Here is a 16992-nt window from a genome sequence, read left to right as displayed (position 1 = left end):
GCACCTCTGCCTTGGCCAGCACCTGGCCAAGATGGAGATGCGGATACTCTGGGAAGAGATGCTGCCTCGCTTGAAGAGCCTGCGGCTGAACGGCGAGGCCAAGCAGTCGCTGGCTGTGTTCGTCAACGGCCCCAAGAGCCTTCCCATCGCCTTCGAGATGGCCTGAGCCGGTGAGTTCGACGCTGGAGCCCCGGCTGGCTGCCTATATCGCCGGCCGGATGCCGGAGGCGAGCGAGGTGGCGGTCGACAGCCTGGGCCGCATCTCGGGCGGCGCCTCGCGGGAGACCTATCGCTTCCGGCTGACCTGGCGGGACGCGGCGGGGACGCCACGCGAGCGCAAGCTGATCCTGCGCCGCGATCCGCCCGCCTCATTGATCGACACCGAACGGCGGATCGAGTTCGAGGCCTATCGCGCCTTCCACGGCTCGGCGGTCCCCGTGCCGGAGATGCTGTGGCTGGAGGAAGCCGACGCCGCCCTCGACCACCCCTTCTTCGTCGCCGAGGAAATCGCCGGCCACCAGGCCTCGCCGGGCCTGCTGTGGGCCGAGCCCTACGCAGGCTGTCATCAGCATCTGGCCGAGCGGAAGTGGACGATCCTGGGCGAGATCGCCAAGGCCGACCCCCTGGCCCTGGGCCTGGACAAGGTGATGGAGCCGGTCACGGCCGACGCCTGCTGGAAACGCGAGCTGGTTTACTGGGAGGGCGTGCTGGACGAGGACGAGGCCGAACCCCTGCCGATCATCCGCGCGGCGATCCGTTGGCTGCGCGCCAACCCGCCGCCGCCGGCCCAGAAGGTGGGCGTCGTGCATGGCGACTACCGAACCGGCAACTTCCTATTCGACACCAAGGGCGAGATCCACGGGGTCCTCGACTGGGAGATGGCCCACCTGGGCGATCCGCTGGAAGACCTGGGCTGGAGCTTCAATCCGGTCTGGAGCTTCGGCCGCGTCCTGGCCGGTGGACTGATCCCGCAGGACGAGGCGGTGGCGATCTGGGAACGATCCAGCGGGCTCAAGGCCGACCCTGCGGCGCTCCAGTGGTGGACCCTGTTCAACTGCGTGAAGGGCCAGGCGATCTGGGTTTCCTCGGCGCGGGCCTGGATCGACGGCGGCAACCGCGAACCGATCATGGCCTATCCGCCCTGGGCCCTGCAGAACGCTCAGGACCGCGCCGCGCTGAAGGTGATGGGACGCCTATGAAACCCGATGTCCCCGCCGTCCTGATCGAGACCGCGGGCCTGCTGGCTCGCAACGCCGACCCGAGTCTTCCTCCCGCCGAACGCGCCAGCGCGTTGGGCCTATCCGCCGCCCTTCTGGGCTTCGCCGCCCAGGCCTGGGACGGGGCGGCGCACAACCTGGTCCAGGAGAACCGCGCGATCCGGTCGCTGCTGGGCGAGGCAGGGTCCGATGACGACCTGCGACTCTCGGCGCTGTCGGTGGAAAACGCCCGACTGCGCGCCGCCCTGATCGCGCTCCAAGCGCAGGTCGAGGGCAAGGACCCGGCGAAGGAGGCCGCCATCTGGGCCGAGCTCGTGGCATCGACGGAGCGCCGCCTGGTGGCCGGGTCGCCGGCCTAGCTGTTCGCCGCTCGCGAATCCGCCGGGGCTTCGTCCCGCTCGGCCATCCCGTAGTCTCGCAAGACGCTCGCTACCCGTAAGCGATAGTCCGCAAACACCGCCGCCCGTCCGGCGGCTTGCGCCGAGCGATGCGCTTCCAGCCGCCGCCACGCCGCCACCGCCGCCTCGTCGCGCCAGAACGATAGGGACAGCACCTTGCCGGGCGTGCTGAGGCTCTCGAACCGCTCGATGGAAATGAAGCCGTCGATGTCGTCCAACAGCGGTCGAAGACCCGCGGCGATGTCGAGATAGGTCTGGAACCGACCCATCGCCGGCTCGGCCTCGAAGATCACCGCGATCAAAGCATCACCGGGGTCAGGAAGGTGCGCTCTTCCGACAGGATGAAGCGCTGGGTCTGAGCCATGGCGAAGTTGGCGGCCCCGGCAGGGTCGGTTTTCAGCCGAGCTCGATAGGTCTCGTAGGCCGCGAGGCTCTCAAAGGAGATCAGGGCGTGGGCGATGTTGTTCGTGCCTTCGTGCGGCAGCCAGTAGCCCAGCAGGTCGCCGCCGCAGGCCGGGATGATGGTCAACCAGTTGCGCGCATAGGCCTCGAAGGCGTCGCGCTGGAAGGGATCGATGACATAGCGGATGGCGCAGGTGACGGTCATGGGGGCTCCGGATTGAACGCCCCATCCTAACTCCGCCACTGTCCCTCACGGTTCGATCCAGGTCGAAGCGTCCACGTCCGCGCCGTGCTAGGCTCGAGGCATGAAGCTGGGTCCCGACATCGTTCGCATCGCCGCCCTGCTGGGCGATCCGGCGCGGGCGAACATGCTGGCGGCGCTGATGGCCGGCCAGGCTTTCACCGCCGGCGAGCTTGCCCGCGAGGCCGGCGTCACGCCGCAGACCGCGTCCAGCCACCTCGCCAAGCTTGTCGACGGAGGCTTGATCGTGGGACGTCGCCAGGGCCGCCACGTCTATTTCACCCTGGCCAGCGACGAGGTCGCCGATCTACTCGAAACCCTGATGGGTTTGGCCGAGCGCGCCGGTCACCGCCGCGTGCGACCGGGTCCCAGCGAGCCGGCCCTCCGCCAGGCGCGGGTCTGCTACGATCATCTGGCGGGAGACCTGGGCGTGGCTATGTTGGACAGCCTGACGGATCGCGCCCTCGTGCAAGACCGCGAGGGTTCGCTCTGCCTGACGGGCGAGGGCGCGGAGTTCATGCGCGCGTTCGGCGTGGAGACCGGCGGCCTGGCGCGGGGCCGCCGCCCGCTCTGCAAGGCCTGCCTCGACTGGAGCGTCCGGCGCAGTCACATGGGCGGCGCGCTTGGGCGGGCCTTGCTGGACCGGATCTACGCGCGCGGCTGGGCGCGACGGGTCGAGGGTACGCGCGTGGTCAACTTCTCGGCGCCGGGCCTGGCGGCCTTCAGGGCTGCATTCCCATCACCCTCATGAGGCGTCGCAGCGCCTCGACATTCGCGTCGCGGTCGGGTTTGCTGCGCCGCCCGCTTCAGTCGGGACTTGCCGCAACGATTTTTCATTAGGGACGATTTCCATATGCCGAGAATGGCGCCTGAACCCACGCCGGAGACCCAGCATTTCTGGGACGGCGCAGCCCGGGGCGAACTGCTCCTGCAGCGTAACAAAGCGACGGGCGAAGCCTATTTCCCGCCGCGCCCGTTCTGTCCGAAGACCGGCTCGCGCGATGTCGAGGTCTTCAAGGCTTCCGGCAAGGCGACGCTCTATTCCTACGTGATCAACGCCCGTCCGCGCCCCGACATGGGGACCGAGCCGCACTCCATCGCCGTGGTGCAACTGGAGGAAGGCCCGCGGATGATGACCAACATCGTGGGCTGCCCGCAGACGCCTGAGGCGCTGGTCCTCGACATGCCGCTCGAGGTCGTTTTCGAGAAGATCAGCGACACCATCTCGCTGCCCCTGTTCCAACCGGCGAAGGGCTGAGGCGAGACCATGAAGCAGAATTCCGTCGCGGTCGTCGGGGCCGCCGAAACCACCAAGATGGGCAAGATTCCGGACGTGTCCGTGATCGGCCTGCACGCGGACGCCGCGCTGAACGCCATGAAGGACGCGGGGCTCAACCCGTCCGACATCGACGGCGTGGCCTGCGCCGGCATCTCGCCGGTCGAGCTGGCGCACTATCTGGGCATCACCCCCACCTACGCCGACGGCACCAGCGTCGGCGGCTGCTCGTTCATGCTGCATGTCCGCCACGCCGCGGCGGCGATCAACGAGGGCCTGTGCAAGACCGTCCTTATCACCCACGGCGAATCGGGTCGCTCGCGCGTTGGGGCCGGGGGCTTCGGCCGCTCGCCGTCCAGCCTGATGGGCCAGTTCGAGATGCCCTACGGCGTCACCAGCCCGCCGACCATGTTCACGATCCCGGTGCTTCGCTACATGAAGACCCACGGCGTGACCGAGGAAGACCTGGCCATGGTCGCCGTGGTCCAGCGGGAGTGGGCCGCGCTCAATCCGCGCTCCAGCTTCAAGGACCCCATCACCATCGACGACGTGCTGAACTCGCCGATGATCGCCTGGCCGTTCCGCATGCTGATGTGCTGCCTCGTCACCGACGGCGGCGGGGCCCTGATCCTGACCAGCGCCGACCGCGCCAAGGACTTCCCGAACAAGCCGGTCTATGTGCTGGGCACGGGTGAGAGCGTCGAGACCCCGCTGGTCAGCCAGATGGAGGACTTCAACACCTCCAAGGCTTTCCGGGTCTCAGGCAAGAAGGCCTTCGACGAGGCGGGAATCAAGCACGCCGACGTCGACCACCTGATGATCTACGACGCCTTCGCCCATCTGCCGCTCTACGGCCTGGAGGATCTGGGCTTCTGCAAGCCCGGCGAGGCCAAGGACTTCATCAATGAGCGTCACACCGCGATCGGGGGCAAGTTGCCGCTGAACACGAACGGCGGCGGGCTCTCCTACATGCACTCAGGCATGTACGGCATGTACGCCCTGCAGGAGTCGGTGCGCCAGCTTCGCGGGATCGCTCCGGCCCAGGTGAAAGACGCCAAGATCAGCGTCTGCCACGGGGTGGGCGGCATGTTCGCGGCCTCCGGCACGATCATCTTCGGAAACGAGAAATGATCTAACTACAAAGACTTACCGCACCTCATGCTGCGCAGCATGAGGTGCGAAAGCTTCTTAGTAGTCGAGCTTCGGATACCAGTCCTTGCCACGCCCCTCGGGGGTGGTGTCGAGCACGTTCCACAGGGGCGCCAGGTCGGGCGCGCCGCGGGGATCCTGGCCCGGGTCGGCAGTGGAGCCGCTCATTTCGCCGGACCAGAAGTGGCGGATCGTTCCGTCGCGGCGGGTGAAGACGTTGAAGGCCGGCACCTCCGATCCATCGGGGAGTAGGCCGAAATAGTCGCGGGAATAGGCGCTGTTGAGATCGGTGTAGAGCCGCAGGTTCTTCCAGCCCCTTTCCTGCTTCCAGGCGGTAAGACGCGCGATGGGCGAGCGGGCGACGAGGACCAGCGAGAGCCGCTGGTCGATGTCGGCGGCGTTCCCCTCAAAGCCGCCCAGGAGGTTCGTGCACAAGGGGCAGGGGCGGTCGCGCTCCGGCCCGAACATGTAGCTGTAAATCGCGAGCGTCGGCTTGTCGCCGAACAGGCCGGCGAACCCGACCTCTCCCTCTTCGCCTTCGAAGCGGTAGTCGCCGCGGACTTCGCCCCCCGGCGGCAAGGTTCGGCGCTGGGCGGAGACCCGCTCCAGATGCCGGCGCAACTCGATCTCCTCCGCCAGCAGGGCGGTGCGCGCGGCGCGATACTCGGGGCTCTCGTTGGGAAAGCGCACGGGATTGTCGCGGGCAAGCTGGCCGGCGGGGAGCAAGGTCTCGGTCTTGGCGTCCATGGGGCGTTCTCCGTTTCGGAAGGGTAACCCGCCAGCCCGCCAGGGGTTCTGGCAAGGCTTGGAGACGCACGTGTTTTCCCGTCGCACCGGAATTACGGCCGAGTTTGCGTCACGACCTTCCCGCCAACATCGACATCGTCCGTCCCCGGGTGTTGTTTTTGCACCGCAACAAAACTGCGAACGAACCGTCGCGGGAGCGATAAGTGCGGCGGCTAAGGCCCGGCTCAGATGTGTTTCTGAAGGGCTTTTCCATGAAATCGATTCTTTTCGCCGCCGCGGCGTCCGCCGCGCTTTGCGCCGCCGCGCCCGCCTTCGCCGATGACACCGCCGGCGCCGAGGTCGAGGAACTGATCGTCACGGCCCGCGCCGCCGGCAGCGACCAGAAGAAGGTCGAGGCCAGCTATGCGATCACCACGGTGAGCGAAGAGAAGCTGCGCCTGCAATCACCCGTCAGTGTCGCCGAGGCGCTCAAGAACGTCCCCGGCTTCTGGGTCGAGGCCTCCGGCGGCGAGGCCGGCGCCAATATCCGCGCCCGCGGCATTCCGCTGGAAGGCTATTCCGCCATCGCCCTGCAGGAGGACGGTGCCCCGATCCAGCACGACGGCGGCCTGGGCTTCCTCAACTCCGACTTCTCCTTCCGCATGGACGAGACCGTTCAACGCTTGGAAGTGGTGCGGGGCGGCCCGTCCTCGGTGTTCGCCTCCTACGGTCCGGGCGGGACGGTGAACTTCATCACCCGCAAGGGGTCCGACACCTTCGAGGGTCTGGTGAAGGCCCAGGCCGGCGACTATGGCCTGGCGCGCGGCGACTTCTGGCTGGGCGGACCGGTGGCGGGCTTCCGTGTCGGGGTGGGCGGCTTCTACCGGGTCAGCGACGGGGTGCGCGATCCGGGCTTCCGCGCCGACGAGGGTGGCCAGATCCGGGTCTCGATCGGCCGCGATTTCGAGCGCGGCTCCATCGACTTCAACATCAAGCACCTGGACGACAACACCATCTTCTTCCTCGGCATCCCGCTGACCTTCGACGCCAATGGCGACACCGCCGAGGTGCCCGGCTTCGACGCCAACTACGGCACCTTCGCCGGGCCCGAGACCAGCAAGTTCACGTTCCGGAGCAACCGTGGGCCGTTCGATTTCGACCTGACCAAGGGCGCCGACGTCAAGCTGACCCAGTCGACCCTGGCCTTCAAGTACGACCTGGGCGGCGGCTGGGAGGTGCGCGACAACCTGCGTTACCGTACCAGCGACCTGGAGCGCGCGGGCCTCTTCCCCAACACACCGATCCAGGCCGCGCAGCGCATCGCCGACCTCCAGCGCACCCTGCCGGCCGCCCTGGGCGTGACCTAGGTGCAGATCCGCTTCGTCAACGCGCCCAGCCAGGTGTTCAACGTCGCGGCCGAGAACGGCACCGGCCTGATCATGGACGCCTCCATGCGCGAGCAGGACATCACCCTGGACGAACTGATCAACGACTTCCGGCTGGTGAAGACGTTCGAGGTGGGCGACCAGCGCCATGACGTGGCCGTCGGCCTTTACTACGCCAAGGTCGAGGAGACCTTCTTCCAGACCGGCGCCTCGGCCCTGGTCGACGTGCGCGATAACGCCCGCCTGCTGAACCTGGTGGGTCTGAACGCCGCGGGCGCGGTGGTGGCCAACATCACCGAGAACGGCATCTCGCGCTACGGGCTGCAGTTCAACAACGCGGAGGGCGAGTCCAACACCGTGGCCCTCTACGCCGCCGACGAGTGGAGCCTGAACGACAAGCTGCGCATCGACCTGGGCGCGCGCTGGGAGCGGATCGAGCTGTCCGGCCGCAACGAGCGCAGTTCGACCATCAATCTGGGCCAGTCGGCCAGCCTGGCCGACGACCAGGTGCTGAGCGGCACGGGGGTGTTCGACCCCCTCGACCGCGACTTCGACGGCTGGGCGGCGACGGCGGGGATCAACTATCAGATCGACCCCGACATGGGCGTCTTCGCGCGCTACACGGCGGGCTTCCGCCTGCCGTCGCTGGGCGATTTCCTGACCAATCCGACCCGCACCGATCCGCGGACCCAAAAGACCAAGATGGCGGAGGCTGGCTTCAAGATCAGCCGGCCGATGTTCAGCCTCTACGCGACGGCCTTCTACACGGCCTATGACAGCCAGTCGTTCAGCGAGACCCGGTTCGACCCGATCACCAACACCTTCGTCAGCCGCACCGAGTTCACATCGACGAGCTCGTACGGCGTCGAGTTGGAAGGCGTGGTCCGGCCGACGGATTGGTTCGACGTGACCTTCACCGGCACGGCGCAGGACCCCCGCTTCGGCGATTTCAAGTTCAACACGAATGTCGGCGGCGTGCTGGTCGTCAGCGACTTCTCCGATAATGTCCAGGTGCGGGCGCCGAAAGTCAGTGGACGGATTACCCCGGGCTTCAACCTGCTGGACGGCAAGCTGCGGCTGGAGGGCGACCTCCAGTATTACGGCAAGCGGTTCTCGGACGCCGCCAACACCTTGATCATCCCTGACTATTTCCTGGTGAACGCCCAGGTCCGCTACAACCTGACGGACAACCTGACCCTCTACGCCTATGGCACCAATCTCACCAACGAGATCGGCCTGACCGAAGGCAACCCACGGGCCGGCCAGTTCATCTCGGGCGAGACCGGCGCGCGCTACTACCTGGCTCGTCCCGAGCTGGGCCGCGCGTTCCGGGCCGCCGTGCTATACCGGTTCTGATGATCCGAACCCTTCAGCAAGGGCTGAGGGCTGGGGCCGTTCTGCTGGCCCTAGCCGTCCTGGCGCTTTTCTTCGAGGTCGCGGCCGCGCGGGCCCAGAGCCCGCGCGCGCCTGACCTGACCCTGACCGGAACCCTGACGGGCGCGGCGCACGAGACCTATACGGAGGTTCCGTTCAAGGTCCCGGCGGGGGTGGAACGGATCACCGTAACCTTCGCCTACACCGGCAAGGCGGAGCGCTCGGTCATCGACCTTGGCCTGCGCGACCCCGAGCGGTTCCGCGGCTGGAGCGGGGGGAACAAGGCCAGCTTCACCCTGGCGGAGAGCGACGCCACCCCATCCTATCTGCCGGGACCGCTGAAGGCGGGGACCTGGCGGCTGGTGCTGGGCGCCCCGAATATCCGCAAGGATTCGCGGGCCGACTATGTCGCTCAGGTCTGGTTCGACCGAAAGGGCGCGGCCTTCGCGGGATTCGCCCCGGCGCCCACCGCCACAGGCGATCGCTGGTGGCGCGGCGACCTGCACATGCACACCGGCCATTCCGACGGATCCTGCCTGTCGCGGCGGGGTGCGAAGGTCCCGTGCCCGGTGTTCAAAACCGCTGAAGCAGCGGCGGCCCGGGGGCTCGATTTCATCGCGATCACAGACCACAATGCGACCTCGCACTTCGCGGCCATGCGCGAGTTGGCGCCCTATTTCGACGACCTGCTGCTGATCCCGGGCCGGGAGCTCACCACCTTCCACGGCCACGCCAACCTGTTCGGCCCCGTCTCGGCCACCGACTTCCAACTCGGAAGCCCGCGGGCCTCGACTCTGGCGACGATCCTGGATCAGGCGCGGGCGGCCGGGGGGCTGGTCTCCATCAACCATCCGGGCCTGCCGTCGGGCGAGGCCTGCATGGGCTGCGGCTGGTCGGTGAAGGACACAGATTTCTCGCGCATCGCGGCGATCGAGGTGGTCAACGGCGGCCTGGCCGAAGGTCCGTTGTCGGGACTAGCTTTCTGGGAGGCGCGGCTGAACGCCGGACACCGGATCACCGCCATCGGCGGCTCTGACAATCACGACGCCACGCTGGCGCCGGCGAAGGCGCCCGCCATCGGCTTGCCGACAACCGTGGTTCACGCACCGGAACTCAGCCAGACCGCGATCCTGGCGGCCATCGCCCGGGGCCATGTCTTTCTCGATCTCGCCGGGACCCGAGACCGACTGTTGGACGTCCAGGCCACGACGGGGTCGGCGCGGGCGCAGATGGGCGACGGCCTGGCCGCGCCGGCCGGGACGAAGGTGCGGGTCGAGGTCCGCGTGGTGGGCGTCGCCGGCGGATCGTTGGCCCTTGCCGGAAGCTCCGGGGCGGCTTCGGTCGACCTCACGCTCACCGGCCCTGACGCCGCCAAGGTGTTCGATTTCACCTCGGACGGGCGGACATCGTGGCTGCGCGTGGATGTCCGCGGGATGGACGGCCGGCTGTTGTTGCTGGGCAACCCGATCTACCTGAACCCGCGACGCTAGCGGCGCATCGTCGCGGCCCGGCAGGCTGAATCTCTTCTTAACCCTATCGGGTCTATGCCTGTCGGATGGTAGTTCGCCGGGAAAGTCATGGGGCTTAATCCTGAATCCCGCGCCCGCTTCAATCTCGAGCGGGCCTCGGTGCTCATGCTCGAGGAATCGACCATGGGCATGAGCATACTGGTCCAGATCCTGACGGGCTTTGGGGCCAAGACGCTGCATCGCTGCGAGACCGTCGAGGAAGCGCAGGCCACCATTCAGAAGGTCGAGGTCGACCTGGTGATCGCCGACGCCATGGGCGCCGAGGGCGAGGGCTATGACTTCGTCAAGTGGCTGCGCCAGAGCCGTATCGAGCCCAACTGTTTCGCGCCGGTCCTGCTTACCGCCGGCCACACGCCGCGCGAAGCGGTGTCCAAGGCCCGTGACTGCGGCGCCCACTTCATCATGGCCAAGCCGCTGACCCCGATCGCGGTCCTGGAACGGATCCTCTGGATCTCCAAGGAGGGCCGGCGGTTCGTCGAGTGCGACAGCTACATGGGCCCCGATCGCCGCTTCAAGAACGAGGGCGTGCCGGCCGGGACGGTGGGCCGTCGCCGTGACGACATGCCCGCCGAGGTCGGCGAGGCCGAAACCCCCAACATGGAACAGGACGTTATTGACGGCCTGCTCAAGACTCGACGGGTGGAACTGTGAGCTCTGTACGAATCCACATCCCGCCGGTGCGGTTGGCCAAGCTGTTGCGCACGCCGGGCGGCCTGCCCGTGGCCGATGCCGTTCAGCGCGCCGGCGCCGGTCTGGAGAGCCTGAGGGGCGAGTGCCTGGCCGAACTGAAGGGCGTGCTCGACTCCGCCGAGAGCTGCGCCGCGCGGGCCGGGCCGGAGTACGACCGGGCGCTGCTGGACGAGCTCTACGCGATCGTCGCCACGCCGATCGGTATCCCCAGCGTCTGCGGCCTCGCCTCGGTGGACACCGCCCTGATCAGCCTGTCGGACTTGCTGGACTATCTGAAGGGCCAGGAGCGTTGGGACGCCAATGCGGTGGCCGTCCACCTGCGCGCCTTTCGCCTGCTGCTCCACACCGAAGGCGCGGCCGACGCGACCGGCACCCAGGCGATCCTGGCCGGCCTGCGCAAGGTCAGCCAACGCTACGCTCGGCCCGAGACGCCGCCGGAATAGGCGGCGCCGGAGCCGTCTAGGGGTTCAAGCGGTCAGTGATGGTCCAGAGGCCGTCGACCACCGACTTGAGAGACGCCGGATCTTCGCCATCCTTCGTCCAGAGCAGGCGCAGGGCGCTGACATGCACCCCGATGCTGGTCCAATCCGCACGCTTGTGCGTGCGCTGACGATCCACCAGTTCGCAAAGGCTGTAACAGGCGTCGCAGAGCACGCGCTTGTTGAACAGGCCCGCGATGTCGAGGATGGTCGAGCCTTCCTCATAGACGCTGTCGAGGCTCGCCGTGCGCTCTTTGCACATGACTTCCAGGCGGCCGATCATGCCGCCGAGCGACTTCATGGCGTCGCCGGCATGGGCGGCGAGTTCGCGCTGGGCGCGCTCGCTGGCCAGGCCCGCGGTCATGCCGCCCGGACGGGCGACCTGCTCGGTCAGGCGGTACTTGACCTTGACGAACTCTGCCTCGCTCACAGCTGCACCTTCGCGGGTTTCATCAACATGTCGATATCCGACTGATCCAGGTTCGGGTCCTTCGCCGCGCCGACGTGGGTCGACAGGTCGTCCTTGCGGCGGCCCTTGACCCCGAGGGGAGGGCCGAGGTTCTTGAAGCGTCGGTCGGGGCCCACATAGCCCTCGGCCACCACCATCTGTCGTTCGTCCTTGGCCACCCAGAAGACCCGCTGCAGCAGGACCTCTGGGGTGAAGGGCTTGGAGACCACGAAGTTCGCGCCGGAATCGCGGCTCTTCTCCACCACCGTCCGGGCGGCGTGGCCGGTCAGCATGATCACCGGCGTGAACTTGGCCGCGTCCGGCGCCTCGCGACGAAGCCACTGGACGAAGTCGTAGCCGTCCATGTCCGGCATGGCGCTGTCGATGACGATCAAGTCCAGTTCCTGGGTCTTGACCACGTGCATGGCCTCGGCGCCCGATCCGCACTTGAACTGCTTGCGAACTCCGAAGCCGCGGAACATCGCGGTCAGGGCCTCCAGCGCCTGGGGATTGTCATCGACCAACAGGACCACCGAGCGGTCGAGATTGATGCGAATTTTTGGATCAAGGCCCATGGGGGATTGGCCTGTCTAAAAGAGGTCTAGGTCGCCGGCGTCGGCCTTGATTCGGGACGGGGTGTCGCGCGTCGCCTGGGCGAGCCGGTTGGCCAGATCGCCAAGGGTGACGCCGGCCACGGCGTCGGTGAGATCATAGCCGCCGCTCGCCGCCTGGGCGGACAGCTTGCGGGTGAACGTGGCCAGGGCCGCGAGATGCTGGGTCAGCACGTCGACGGTCTGGGCTTCTTCCAGGGCGATGGCCAGCGGCTCACCGCGGCTGGCGCGAACCAGCAGGGTGACAAGCGTCTCCAGCCGGTCGCACAGCTCTCCGGCATGCTCCAGTTCCACGGCGATGGAGGCGAGGACCTCTGGGGTCTGGATGGCGGCGGCGGTTCGCGTCATCAAAACAGCTCCACAGACCCCTCGTCCTCGACTGGCTCGGGCTTGATTCGTACAGGATTGCGCAAACGGGTTAGCTCGGCGTTATCAGTGACGGTTCTTTGTTGCGCCCGCCCCGTGGTCGGCCAGTACTGAACCCGGCGCGCCTGTAGGCCGCCCAGGCTGGAGCCCACCAGCGGAATGCCTTCGTCGCGCAGAAATTTCTCGGCGAAGGCGGCGTTTGAGGCGCCGACGTCGGACAGGCCGCCGAACATCCGGGCGCCGCCAAACAGCTTGGCTTCCAGCCGCTCGCGCCGCGCGCCGGAGCGCAGCAGTTCGTTGATCAAGAGTTCCATGGCGTAGGCGCCGTAACGGCGGCTTTCATTGTCCACCCCGTCCGCCTTGCCCTCCGGAAGCAGGAAGTGGTTCATCCCGCCCACTCCGGTCTTGGGGTCGCGCATGCACACGGCCACGCACGATCCAAGGATCGTGGTCATCAGGACGTCGGGATCGCAGGAGATGGCGTGCTCACCCTGCACGACATGAATCCGCTTCTCTGGTCGCTTGGAGACGTTTTCAACGATCATGTGAGGGGGCCGAACACCGCTTCGATTTTTTCTTTGAGGGTCTGGGTCGTGAACGGCTTCACCAGGTAGTTGTTGACGCCAAACTGCACGGCGCGCTGCACCAGTTCGCGGTCGGCGCGCCCGGTCAGCATGATCACCGCGGTCTTGGCGGTGGGTCCATGGGCCCGGATCGCGCGCAGCAGGCCCAGACCGTCCAGCTTGGGCATGTTGAAGTCGGTGATCACTAGGTTCACCGGCGCGCTCAGCAGATTGCGCAAGGCTTCCTCGCCATCGGGCGCCTCACGAGTCTGGGTGATGCCCAGCGCATGCAGACTCGTGCGGATCAGCGAGCGCATGGTCTGTTGATCATCGACGATCAGGGTCTTGATCGAGACGGCGGCGGGCATCAGGCGCTCCTCTGGGTTTCTGCGGCCGCGCAGAGGTTCAGTATGGCTGGGCCCATCCGGGACAGGCCCACTTGTTTGTCGACCGCGCCGATCTCGAAGGCGACGCGGGGCATGCCGTAGACGACGCAGGACGGCTCGTCCTGGCCAAGGGTGCGGGCGCCGGCCTTCTTCATGGCCAGGAGGCCCTGGGCGCCGTCGCGGCCCATGCCGGTCAGGATCGCGCCCACGCTGGGTCGGTTCAGCTTGGCGACGGATTCGAACAGCGCGTCGACGGACGGGCGGTGGCCGTTGATCGGCTCTCCGGCGCGCAGCCGGATCACCGGATGCGAGGACGAGGCGATCTCCATGTGCGCGTCGCCGCCCGGTGCGATGTAGACGTGGCCCGGCTGCAGGCGATCGCCGTCCTGGGCCTCGGTCACATGGGCGCCGGAGATGCGGTCCAGGCGCGCGGCGAAGCTCTTGGTGAAGGTCGCGGGCATGTGCTGGGTGATCACGGTCGGCGGACAGGTGTCGGGGAAATTGGCAAGGATGGTCATCAGGGCCTCAACCCCGCCGGTCGACGAGCCCAGGGCCAGGATGACGTCGGAGGCGCGATAGCCGAGATCGCGTTCCACCGGGATAATCGGCCCGCCATAGGGTTTCACCCGCGCCTTGGCGGCGGCCTTCACCTTGGCGGTTAGGTCGGCGAAGGCCTGCTGTACGGTGACCCCGCCCACCGGCTTGGCCACGCAATCCACCGCGCCCAGCTCCAGGGCCTGCAGGGTGATCTCGGCCCCGGACTGGGTCAGGGTCGAGACCATCACCACAGGCGTCGGTCGCAGGCGCATGATCTTTTCCAGGAAATCGAGGCCGTTCATGTGCGGCATCTCGATATCCAGCGTCACCACGTCCGGATTCAGCTTCTTGATCTGCTCGCGCGCCTCGATGGCGTCGTTGGCGAAACCCAGAACCTCGATATCGGGGTCGCGCTTCAACGCAGCCCCGATCAGTCCGCGCATGGTGGCGCTGTCGTCGACAACCAGGACACCCACGGTCATCGGCCGGCCCTCAGGGCGTAGGTCGTCAGGCCCGTGGTCTCGAAGATGTTGACCGCCGGGCCGGTGACCCGTTCCGAGTGGCCGATATAGAGCGTGCCGCCCGGCTCCAGCATCGGGGCGAACCGCGTCCAGATGCGCTCTTGAGTGGGTTCGTCGAAATAGATCACCACGTTGCGGCAGAAGATGGCGTCGAACTTGCCGCGCATCGGCCAGTCGCCGATCAGGTTGAGCTCGCGGAACGACACCAGGCGGCGCAGCTCATCGGCCACTTCCCAGCCGCCGGCGGCCTTCTTGAACCACTTGCGCCGCAGCTCCACGGGAACCGGGGCGACGGCATCCTCGCGATAGACGCCGGCCTTGCCCTCGGCGACCATGTTGGGGTCGATGTCGGTCGCCAGGATCTTCACGTCCAGGTTGGCCGCATCGGGCAGGGCCGCCAAGACCGTGATGGCCATGGAATAGGGTTCTTGGCCGTTGGAGCAGGCCGCCGACCACAGGCGGATGCGGCCCCCCTTCTTGGCGCGGTCGACCAGCTTGGGCATCACCACGTCGCGCAGGTGGTCGAAGTGGTGCGGCTCGCGGAAGTAGCGGGTCACGTTGGTGGTGAGCGCGGCCATCATGGCTTGGCGTTCGTCGACGCCTTGCGATCCCTCCACCAGGGCGCAGTAGTCGCGGAACGAGCGCAGTCCCAGGGACCGCAGGCGCTTGGCCAGGCGAGAATAAACGAGCGCCGCCTTGCCCTCGGCCAGCGCGATGCCGGCGTGGCTGTGGAGGATCTGGGCGATCTTGTTGAAGTCGTCCGTCGTGAACAGGAACTCGCCCTCGACGAGTCCGGAACCGCCGCGGCGGGTGTCTGGCGAGGTGCTCATGCGGCCTCCGCCTCGGTCTCGGGCAGGACCCGGTCCAGCGAGATCAGGCTGACCATGCGCCCGTCGATCGCGAACAGGCCCTTCACGAAGGTCTTCACCTGGTCGCAGGCGACGTCGGGCGTCGGCTGCACCATGTCGTCGCTCATATTGATGATGTCGCTGACCGCCTCGACCAGCAGGCCCAGGGTGCGGCCGCCGACGCTGACGACCATGATCACGTGGCGGGCGGTCGGTTCGGTGGTGGCCAGGCCAAGGCGCGCGCCCAGGTCAACGATCGGCAGCACCGCGCCGCGCAGGTTGATCACGCCCTTCATGTAGGACGGGGTGCGGGGCAGGGGCGTGCAGGCGGTCCAGCCGCGGATTTCGCGGACCTGCATGATGTCGACGCAGAATTCCTGGTCGCCAATCCGGAAGGCGATCAGTTCACGTCGGGCGCCGGCGGTATGGGTCAGGTTGTCGATCATGCTCATCCAGCCATTCGCTTTTCGGGGCGCGGCGCGGGCTTACGGCGTTGCGTGGTGACCAGCGCGTCCACTTCCAGGATCAGGGCCACGCGGCCGTCGCCCAGGATGGTGGCCGCGGCGATCCCGTCGATCTGCTGATAGTTGGCCTCGAGGCTCTTGATCACGACCTGGCGCTGGCCCTGGATCGCCTCGACCAACAGGGCCGCCTTGCCGCCGCCTTCGCTCTCCACCAGGACGGCGACGCCCTGGCCGGGGGGCAGGGCGGTCTCGCGGAAGCCGAGCGCCACGCCGACATCGATCAGCGGCACGAAGGTCTCGCGGATCCGGATCACCGCGTCCTTGCCGCCGACGAAATGGACGTCCTCGGCCCGGGGCGTCAGGCTCTCGATGATCGCGGAAAGCGGAGCGACCAGGGTCTGCTCGGCCGCCGTGACCACCATCCCGTCCAACACCGCCAGGGTCAGCGGCAGGGACATGGTGAACTTCGAGCCCTTGCCGGGCTCCGACGAAATGGTGATGCGCCCGCCGAGGCCCTGGATCGAGCGGCGGACCACGTCCATGCCGACGCCGCGGCCGGAGATGTCGGAAATGGTCGCGGCCGTTGAGAAGCCCGGCAGGAAGATCAGGTTGTCGATCTCTTCGTCCGACAGCACCGCGTCCTCGGCGATCAGCCCGCGCTCGACGGCGATCCCGCGAACCCGGGGACGGTTTATGCCGCGCCCGTCGTCCTGCAGCTCGATGACGATGCGGCCCCCGCGATGCAGGGCGCGCAGGCGTACCACGCCCTCGGCTGGCTTGCCGGCGGCGATACGGCCCTCCGGATCCTCCAGGCCATGGTCGATGGCGTTGCGCAGCATGTGGGTGATCGGGTCGGTCAGACGCTCGATCACGGTCTTGTCGACCTCGGTGCCTTCGCCTTCCATGACCAGCTTGACGCGCTTGCCGGTCATATCGGCGACTTCGCGGGCCAGACGCGGCATGCGCTGGAACACGCTCTTCACCGGCTGGGCGCGGATGGCCATGACGCTGTCCTGGATCTCCCGGGTCAGCAGTTCGAGGTCTTCGAGGCCAAGGGCGACATTGGACGAACGGGCCAGGCCGCTCTCCATCACCTGCTGCGAAAGCATGGCCTGCTGGATGACCAGCTCGCCCACGGCGTTGATCAGGCGGTCCACACGGTCCAGATCGACTCGGATGGTGACGGTCGGGGCGGTCGCGGGGCCGCCCGCATTGGCGGCGGCCTTGGGGGCCTCGGCCTTCGGAGCCGCGGCGGCCGGCGCGTCGATGGGGGCCTGGGCCTTGGCGATCAGGGCGGCGACGTCCAGATCGGCGGAGGGTTCGGGCGCCGGCTCGGGTTCAATTTGGGCTTGCGGTGCGGCTTCACCGGCCACGCGGGCCAG

General features: G+C 67.4%; 22 protein-coding genes. 10 read left to right on the top strand and 12 right to left on the bottom strand.

The window, feature by feature from the left end; translation table 11 throughout:
• Window positions 1-170: 170 nt before the first annotated feature.
• Both RMO04_RS04650 and RMO04_RS04645 read left to right on the top strand, forming a co-directional pair.
• The gene (locus tag RMO04_RS04650; RefSeq protein ID WP_309643626.1) at window positions 171-1199 is read left to right on the top strand and encodes a phosphotransferase family protein; all 1029 of its coding nucleotides are present in this window, start codon (window positions 171-173) and stop codon (window positions 1197-1199) included.
• Window positions 1196-1576, top strand: coding sequence for a hypothetical protein (locus tag RMO04_RS04645; RefSeq protein ID WP_309643625.1), 381 nt, complete (start codon window positions 1196-1198; stop codon window positions 1574-1576). The genes RMO04_RS04650 and RMO04_RS04645 overlap by 4 nt, the downstream gene beginning before the upstream one ends.
• Here the strand turns inward: RMO04_RS04645 and RMO04_RS04640 are convergent.
• Window positions 1573-1908: an antibiotic biosynthesis monooxygenase gene (locus tag RMO04_RS04640; protein WP_309643628.1), complete on the bottom strand. Its 336-nt coding sequence runs from the start codon at window positions 1906-1908 to the stop codon at window positions 1573-1575. The two genes, RMO04_RS04645 and RMO04_RS04640, sit on opposite strands and share 4 nt — an antisense overlap.
• A gap of 5 nt (window positions 1909-1913) precedes the next feature.
• A complete protein-coding gene (locus RMO04_RS04635; protein WP_309643624.1) occupies window positions 1914-2222 on the bottom strand; it encodes an NIPSNAP family protein in 309 nt (102 codons plus the stop codon).
• 100 nt (window positions 2223-2322) lie between these two features.
• Here RMO04_RS04635 and RMO04_RS04630 point away from each other — a divergent pair, with 100 nt between their 5' ends.
• The 3 genes from RMO04_RS04630 (at window position 2323) to RMO04_RS04620 (ending at window position 4665) form a co-directional block, all read left to right on the top strand.
• Window positions 2323-3009, top strand: a complete 687-nt coding sequence (locus tag RMO04_RS04630) for a winged helix-turn-helix domain-containing protein (RefSeq protein WP_309643623.1) — start codon at window positions 2323-2325, stop codon at window positions 3007-3009.
• Window positions 3010-3111: 102 nt separating this feature from the next.
• Window positions 3112-3516, top strand: coding sequence for an OB-fold domain-containing protein (locus tag RMO04_RS04625; RefSeq protein ID WP_309643622.1), 405 nt, complete (start codon window positions 3112-3114; stop codon window positions 3514-3516).
• A 9-nt stretch (window positions 3517-3525) separates the two neighbouring features.
• Window positions 3526-4665 (top strand): thiolase C-terminal domain-containing protein, encoded by a 1140-nt coding sequence (locus RMO04_RS04620; RefSeq protein ID WP_309643621.1) that lies wholly within the window; start codon window positions 3526-3528, stop codon window positions 4663-4665.
• Window positions 4666-4722: 57 nt separating this feature from the next.
• On the opposite strand, the gene RMO04_RS04615 is transcribed toward RMO04_RS04620, so the two are convergent.
• Window positions 4723-5430, bottom strand: coding sequence for a DUF899 family protein (locus RMO04_RS04615; protein WP_309643620.1), 708 nt, complete (start codon window positions 5428-5430; stop codon window positions 4723-4725).
• A gap of 251 nt (window positions 5431-5681) precedes the next feature.
• Between RMO04_RS04615 and RMO04_RS04610 the strand changes: the two genes are divergently transcribed.
• The 5 genes from RMO04_RS04610 to RMO04_RS04590 all read left to right on the top strand — a co-directional run bounded on the left by RMO04_RS04610 (window position 5682) and on the right by RMO04_RS04590 (window position 10830).
• The gene (locus RMO04_RS04610) at window positions 5682-6776 is read left to right on the top strand and encodes a TonB-dependent receptor plug domain-containing protein (protein WP_309643619.1); all 1095 of its coding nucleotides are present in this window, start codon (window positions 5682-5684) and stop codon (window positions 6774-6776) included.
• Entirely contained in the window at window positions 6777-8150 is a 1374-nt protein-coding gene (locus tag RMO04_RS04605) for a TonB-dependent receptor domain-containing protein (protein ID WP_309643618.1), read from the top strand. It abuts the gene before it with no gap.
• A complete protein-coding gene (locus RMO04_RS04600; RefSeq protein ID WP_309643617.1) occupies window positions 8150-9658 on the top strand; it encodes a CehA/McbA family metallohydrolase in 1509 nt (502 codons plus the stop codon). Before RMO04_RS04605 ends, RMO04_RS04600 begins: the two co-directional genes overlap by 1 nt.
• Before the next feature lie 87 nt (window positions 9659-9745).
• The gene (locus RMO04_RS04595; protein WP_309643616.1) at window positions 9746-10348 is read left to right on the top strand and encodes a response regulator; all 603 of its coding nucleotides are present in this window, start codon (window positions 9746-9748) and stop codon (window positions 10346-10348) included.
• The gene (locus tag RMO04_RS04590; protein WP_309643615.1) at window positions 10345-10830 is read left to right on the top strand and encodes a hypothetical protein; all 486 of its coding nucleotides are present in this window, start codon (window positions 10345-10347) and stop codon (window positions 10828-10830) included. The genes RMO04_RS04595 and RMO04_RS04590 overlap by 4 nt, the downstream gene beginning before the upstream one ends.
• Before the next feature lie 16 nt (window positions 10831-10846).
• Here RMO04_RS04590 and RMO04_RS04585 read toward each other — a convergent pair whose 3' ends face one another.
• The 9 genes from RMO04_RS04585 to RMO04_RS04545 form a co-directional block, all read right to left on the bottom strand.
• Window positions 10847-11296 carry a hypothetical protein gene (locus RMO04_RS04585; protein WP_309643614.1) on the bottom strand — a complete coding sequence of 150 codons (450 nt, stop codon included), beginning with the start codon at window positions 11294-11296 and terminating at the stop codon, window positions 10847-10849.
• Complete coding sequence (locus tag RMO04_RS04580; protein WP_309643613.1) at window positions 11293-11889, bottom strand: response regulator; 597 nt, start codon at window positions 11887-11889, stop codon at window positions 11293-11295. The genes RMO04_RS04585 and RMO04_RS04580 overlap by 4 nt, the downstream gene beginning before the upstream one ends.
• Window positions 11890-11904: 15 nt before the next feature.
• Window positions 11905-12273 carry a hypothetical protein gene (locus RMO04_RS04575; protein WP_309643612.1) on the bottom strand — a complete coding sequence of 123 codons (369 nt, stop codon included), beginning with the start codon at window positions 12271-12273 and terminating at the stop codon, window positions 11905-11907.
• Complete coding sequence (locus RMO04_RS04570; RefSeq protein ID WP_309643611.1) at window positions 12273-12836, bottom strand: chemotaxis protein CheD; 564 nt, start codon at window positions 12834-12836, stop codon at window positions 12273-12275. The genes RMO04_RS04575 and RMO04_RS04570 overlap by 1 nt, the downstream gene beginning before the upstream one ends.
• Window positions 12833-13222, bottom strand: coding sequence for a response regulator (locus tag RMO04_RS04565; protein WP_309643610.1), 390 nt, complete (start codon window positions 13220-13222; stop codon window positions 12833-12835). The genes RMO04_RS04570 and RMO04_RS04565 overlap by 4 nt, the downstream gene beginning before the upstream one ends.
• Window positions 13222-14259 carry a chemotaxis response regulator protein-glutamate methylesterase gene (locus tag RMO04_RS04560; RefSeq protein WP_309643609.1) on the bottom strand — a complete coding sequence of 346 codons (1038 nt, stop codon included), beginning with the start codon at window positions 14257-14259 and terminating at the stop codon, window positions 13222-13224. The genes RMO04_RS04565 and RMO04_RS04560 overlap by 1 nt, the downstream gene beginning before the upstream one ends.
• The gene (locus RMO04_RS04555; RefSeq protein WP_309643608.1) at window positions 14256-15128 is read right to left on the bottom strand and encodes a protein-glutamate O-methyltransferase; all 873 of its coding nucleotides are present in this window, start codon (window positions 15126-15128) and stop codon (window positions 14256-14258) included. The genes RMO04_RS04560 and RMO04_RS04555 overlap by 4 nt, the downstream gene beginning before the upstream one ends.
• Window positions 15125-15592 (bottom strand): chemotaxis protein CheW, encoded by a 468-nt coding sequence (locus RMO04_RS04550; protein ID WP_309643627.1) that lies wholly within the window; start codon window positions 15590-15592, stop codon window positions 15125-15127. Before RMO04_RS04550 ends, RMO04_RS04555 begins: the two co-directional genes overlap by 4 nt.
• A 2-nt stretch (window positions 15593-15594) precedes the next feature.
• The coding region (locus RMO04_RS04545; protein WP_309643607.1) for a chemotaxis protein CheA at window positions 15595-16992 on the bottom strand (1398 nt) is incomplete at its 5' end.

The organism is Phenylobacterium sp., from assembly GCF_031412415.1.
Taxonomy (GTDB): Bacteria; Pseudomonadota; Alphaproteobacteria; order Caulobacterales; family Caulobacteraceae; genus Phenylobacterium.
The sequence above is the reverse complement of the archived record's forward strand: the minus strand, read 5'-3'. Positions and strand labels throughout refer to the sequence as shown.

Bases quoted from the DNA above. Each gene is read 5' to 3' on its own strand.
- RMO04_RS04645 (WP_309643625.1), top strand. From the start codon at position 1,196: ATGAAACCCGATGTCCCCGCCGTCCTGATCGAGACCGCGGGCCTGCTG.
- RMO04_RS04635 (WP_309643624.1), bottom strand. From the start codon at position 2,222: ATGACCGTCACCTGCGCCATCCGCTATGTCATCGATCCCTTCCAGCGC.
- RMO04_RS04630 (WP_309643623.1), top strand. From the start codon at position 2,323: ATGAAGCTGGGTCCCGACATCGTTCGCATCGCCGCCCTGCTGGGCGAT.
- RMO04_RS04625 (WP_309643622.1), top strand. From the start codon at position 3,112: ATGCCGAGAATGGCGCCTGAACCCACGCCGGAGACCCAGCATTTCTGG.
- RMO04_RS04620 (WP_309643621.1), top strand. From the start codon at position 3,526: ATGAAGCAGAATTCCGTCGCGGTCGTCGGGGCCGCCGAAACCACCAAG.
- RMO04_RS04615 (WP_309643620.1), bottom strand. From the start codon at position 5,430: ATGGACGCCAAGACCGAGACCTTGCTCCCCGCCGGCCAGCTTGCCCGC.
- RMO04_RS04610 (WP_309643619.1), top strand. From the start codon at position 5,682: ATGAAATCGATTCTTTTCGCCGCCGCGGCGTCCGCCGCGCTTTGCGCC.
- RMO04_RS04600 (WP_309643617.1), top strand. From the start codon at position 8,150: ATGATCCGAACCCTTCAGCAAGGGCTGAGGGCTGGGGCCGTTCTGCTG.
- RMO04_RS04595 (WP_309643616.1), top strand. From the start codon at position 9,746: ATGGGGCTTAATCCTGAATCCCGCGCCCGCTTCAATCTCGAGCGGGCC.
- RMO04_RS04580 (WP_309643613.1), bottom strand. From the start codon at position 11,889: ATGGGCCTTGATCCAAAAATTCGCATCAATCTCGACCGCTCGGTGGTC.
- RMO04_RS04575 (WP_309643612.1), bottom strand. From the start codon at position 12,273: ATGACGCGAACCGCCGCCGCCATCCAGACCCCAGAGGTCCTCGCCTCC.
- RMO04_RS04570 (WP_309643611.1), bottom strand. From the start codon at position 12,836: ATGATCGTTGAAAACGTCTCCAAGCGACCAGAGAAGCGGATTCATGTC.
- RMO04_RS04565 (WP_309643610.1), bottom strand. From the start codon at position 13,222: ATGCCCGCCGCCGTCTCGATCAAGACCCTGATCGTCGATGATCAACAG.
- RMO04_RS04560 (WP_309643609.1), bottom strand. From the start codon at position 14,259: ATGACCGTGGGTGTCCTGGTTGTCGACGACAGCGCCACCATGCGCGGA.
- RMO04_RS04555 (WP_309643608.1), bottom strand. From the start codon at position 15,128: ATGAGCACCTCGCCAGACACCCGCCGCGGCGGTTCCGGACTCGTCGAG.
- RMO04_RS04550 (WP_309643627.1), bottom strand. From the start codon at position 15,592: ATGATCGACAACCTGACCCATACCGCCGGCGCCCGACGTGAACTGATC.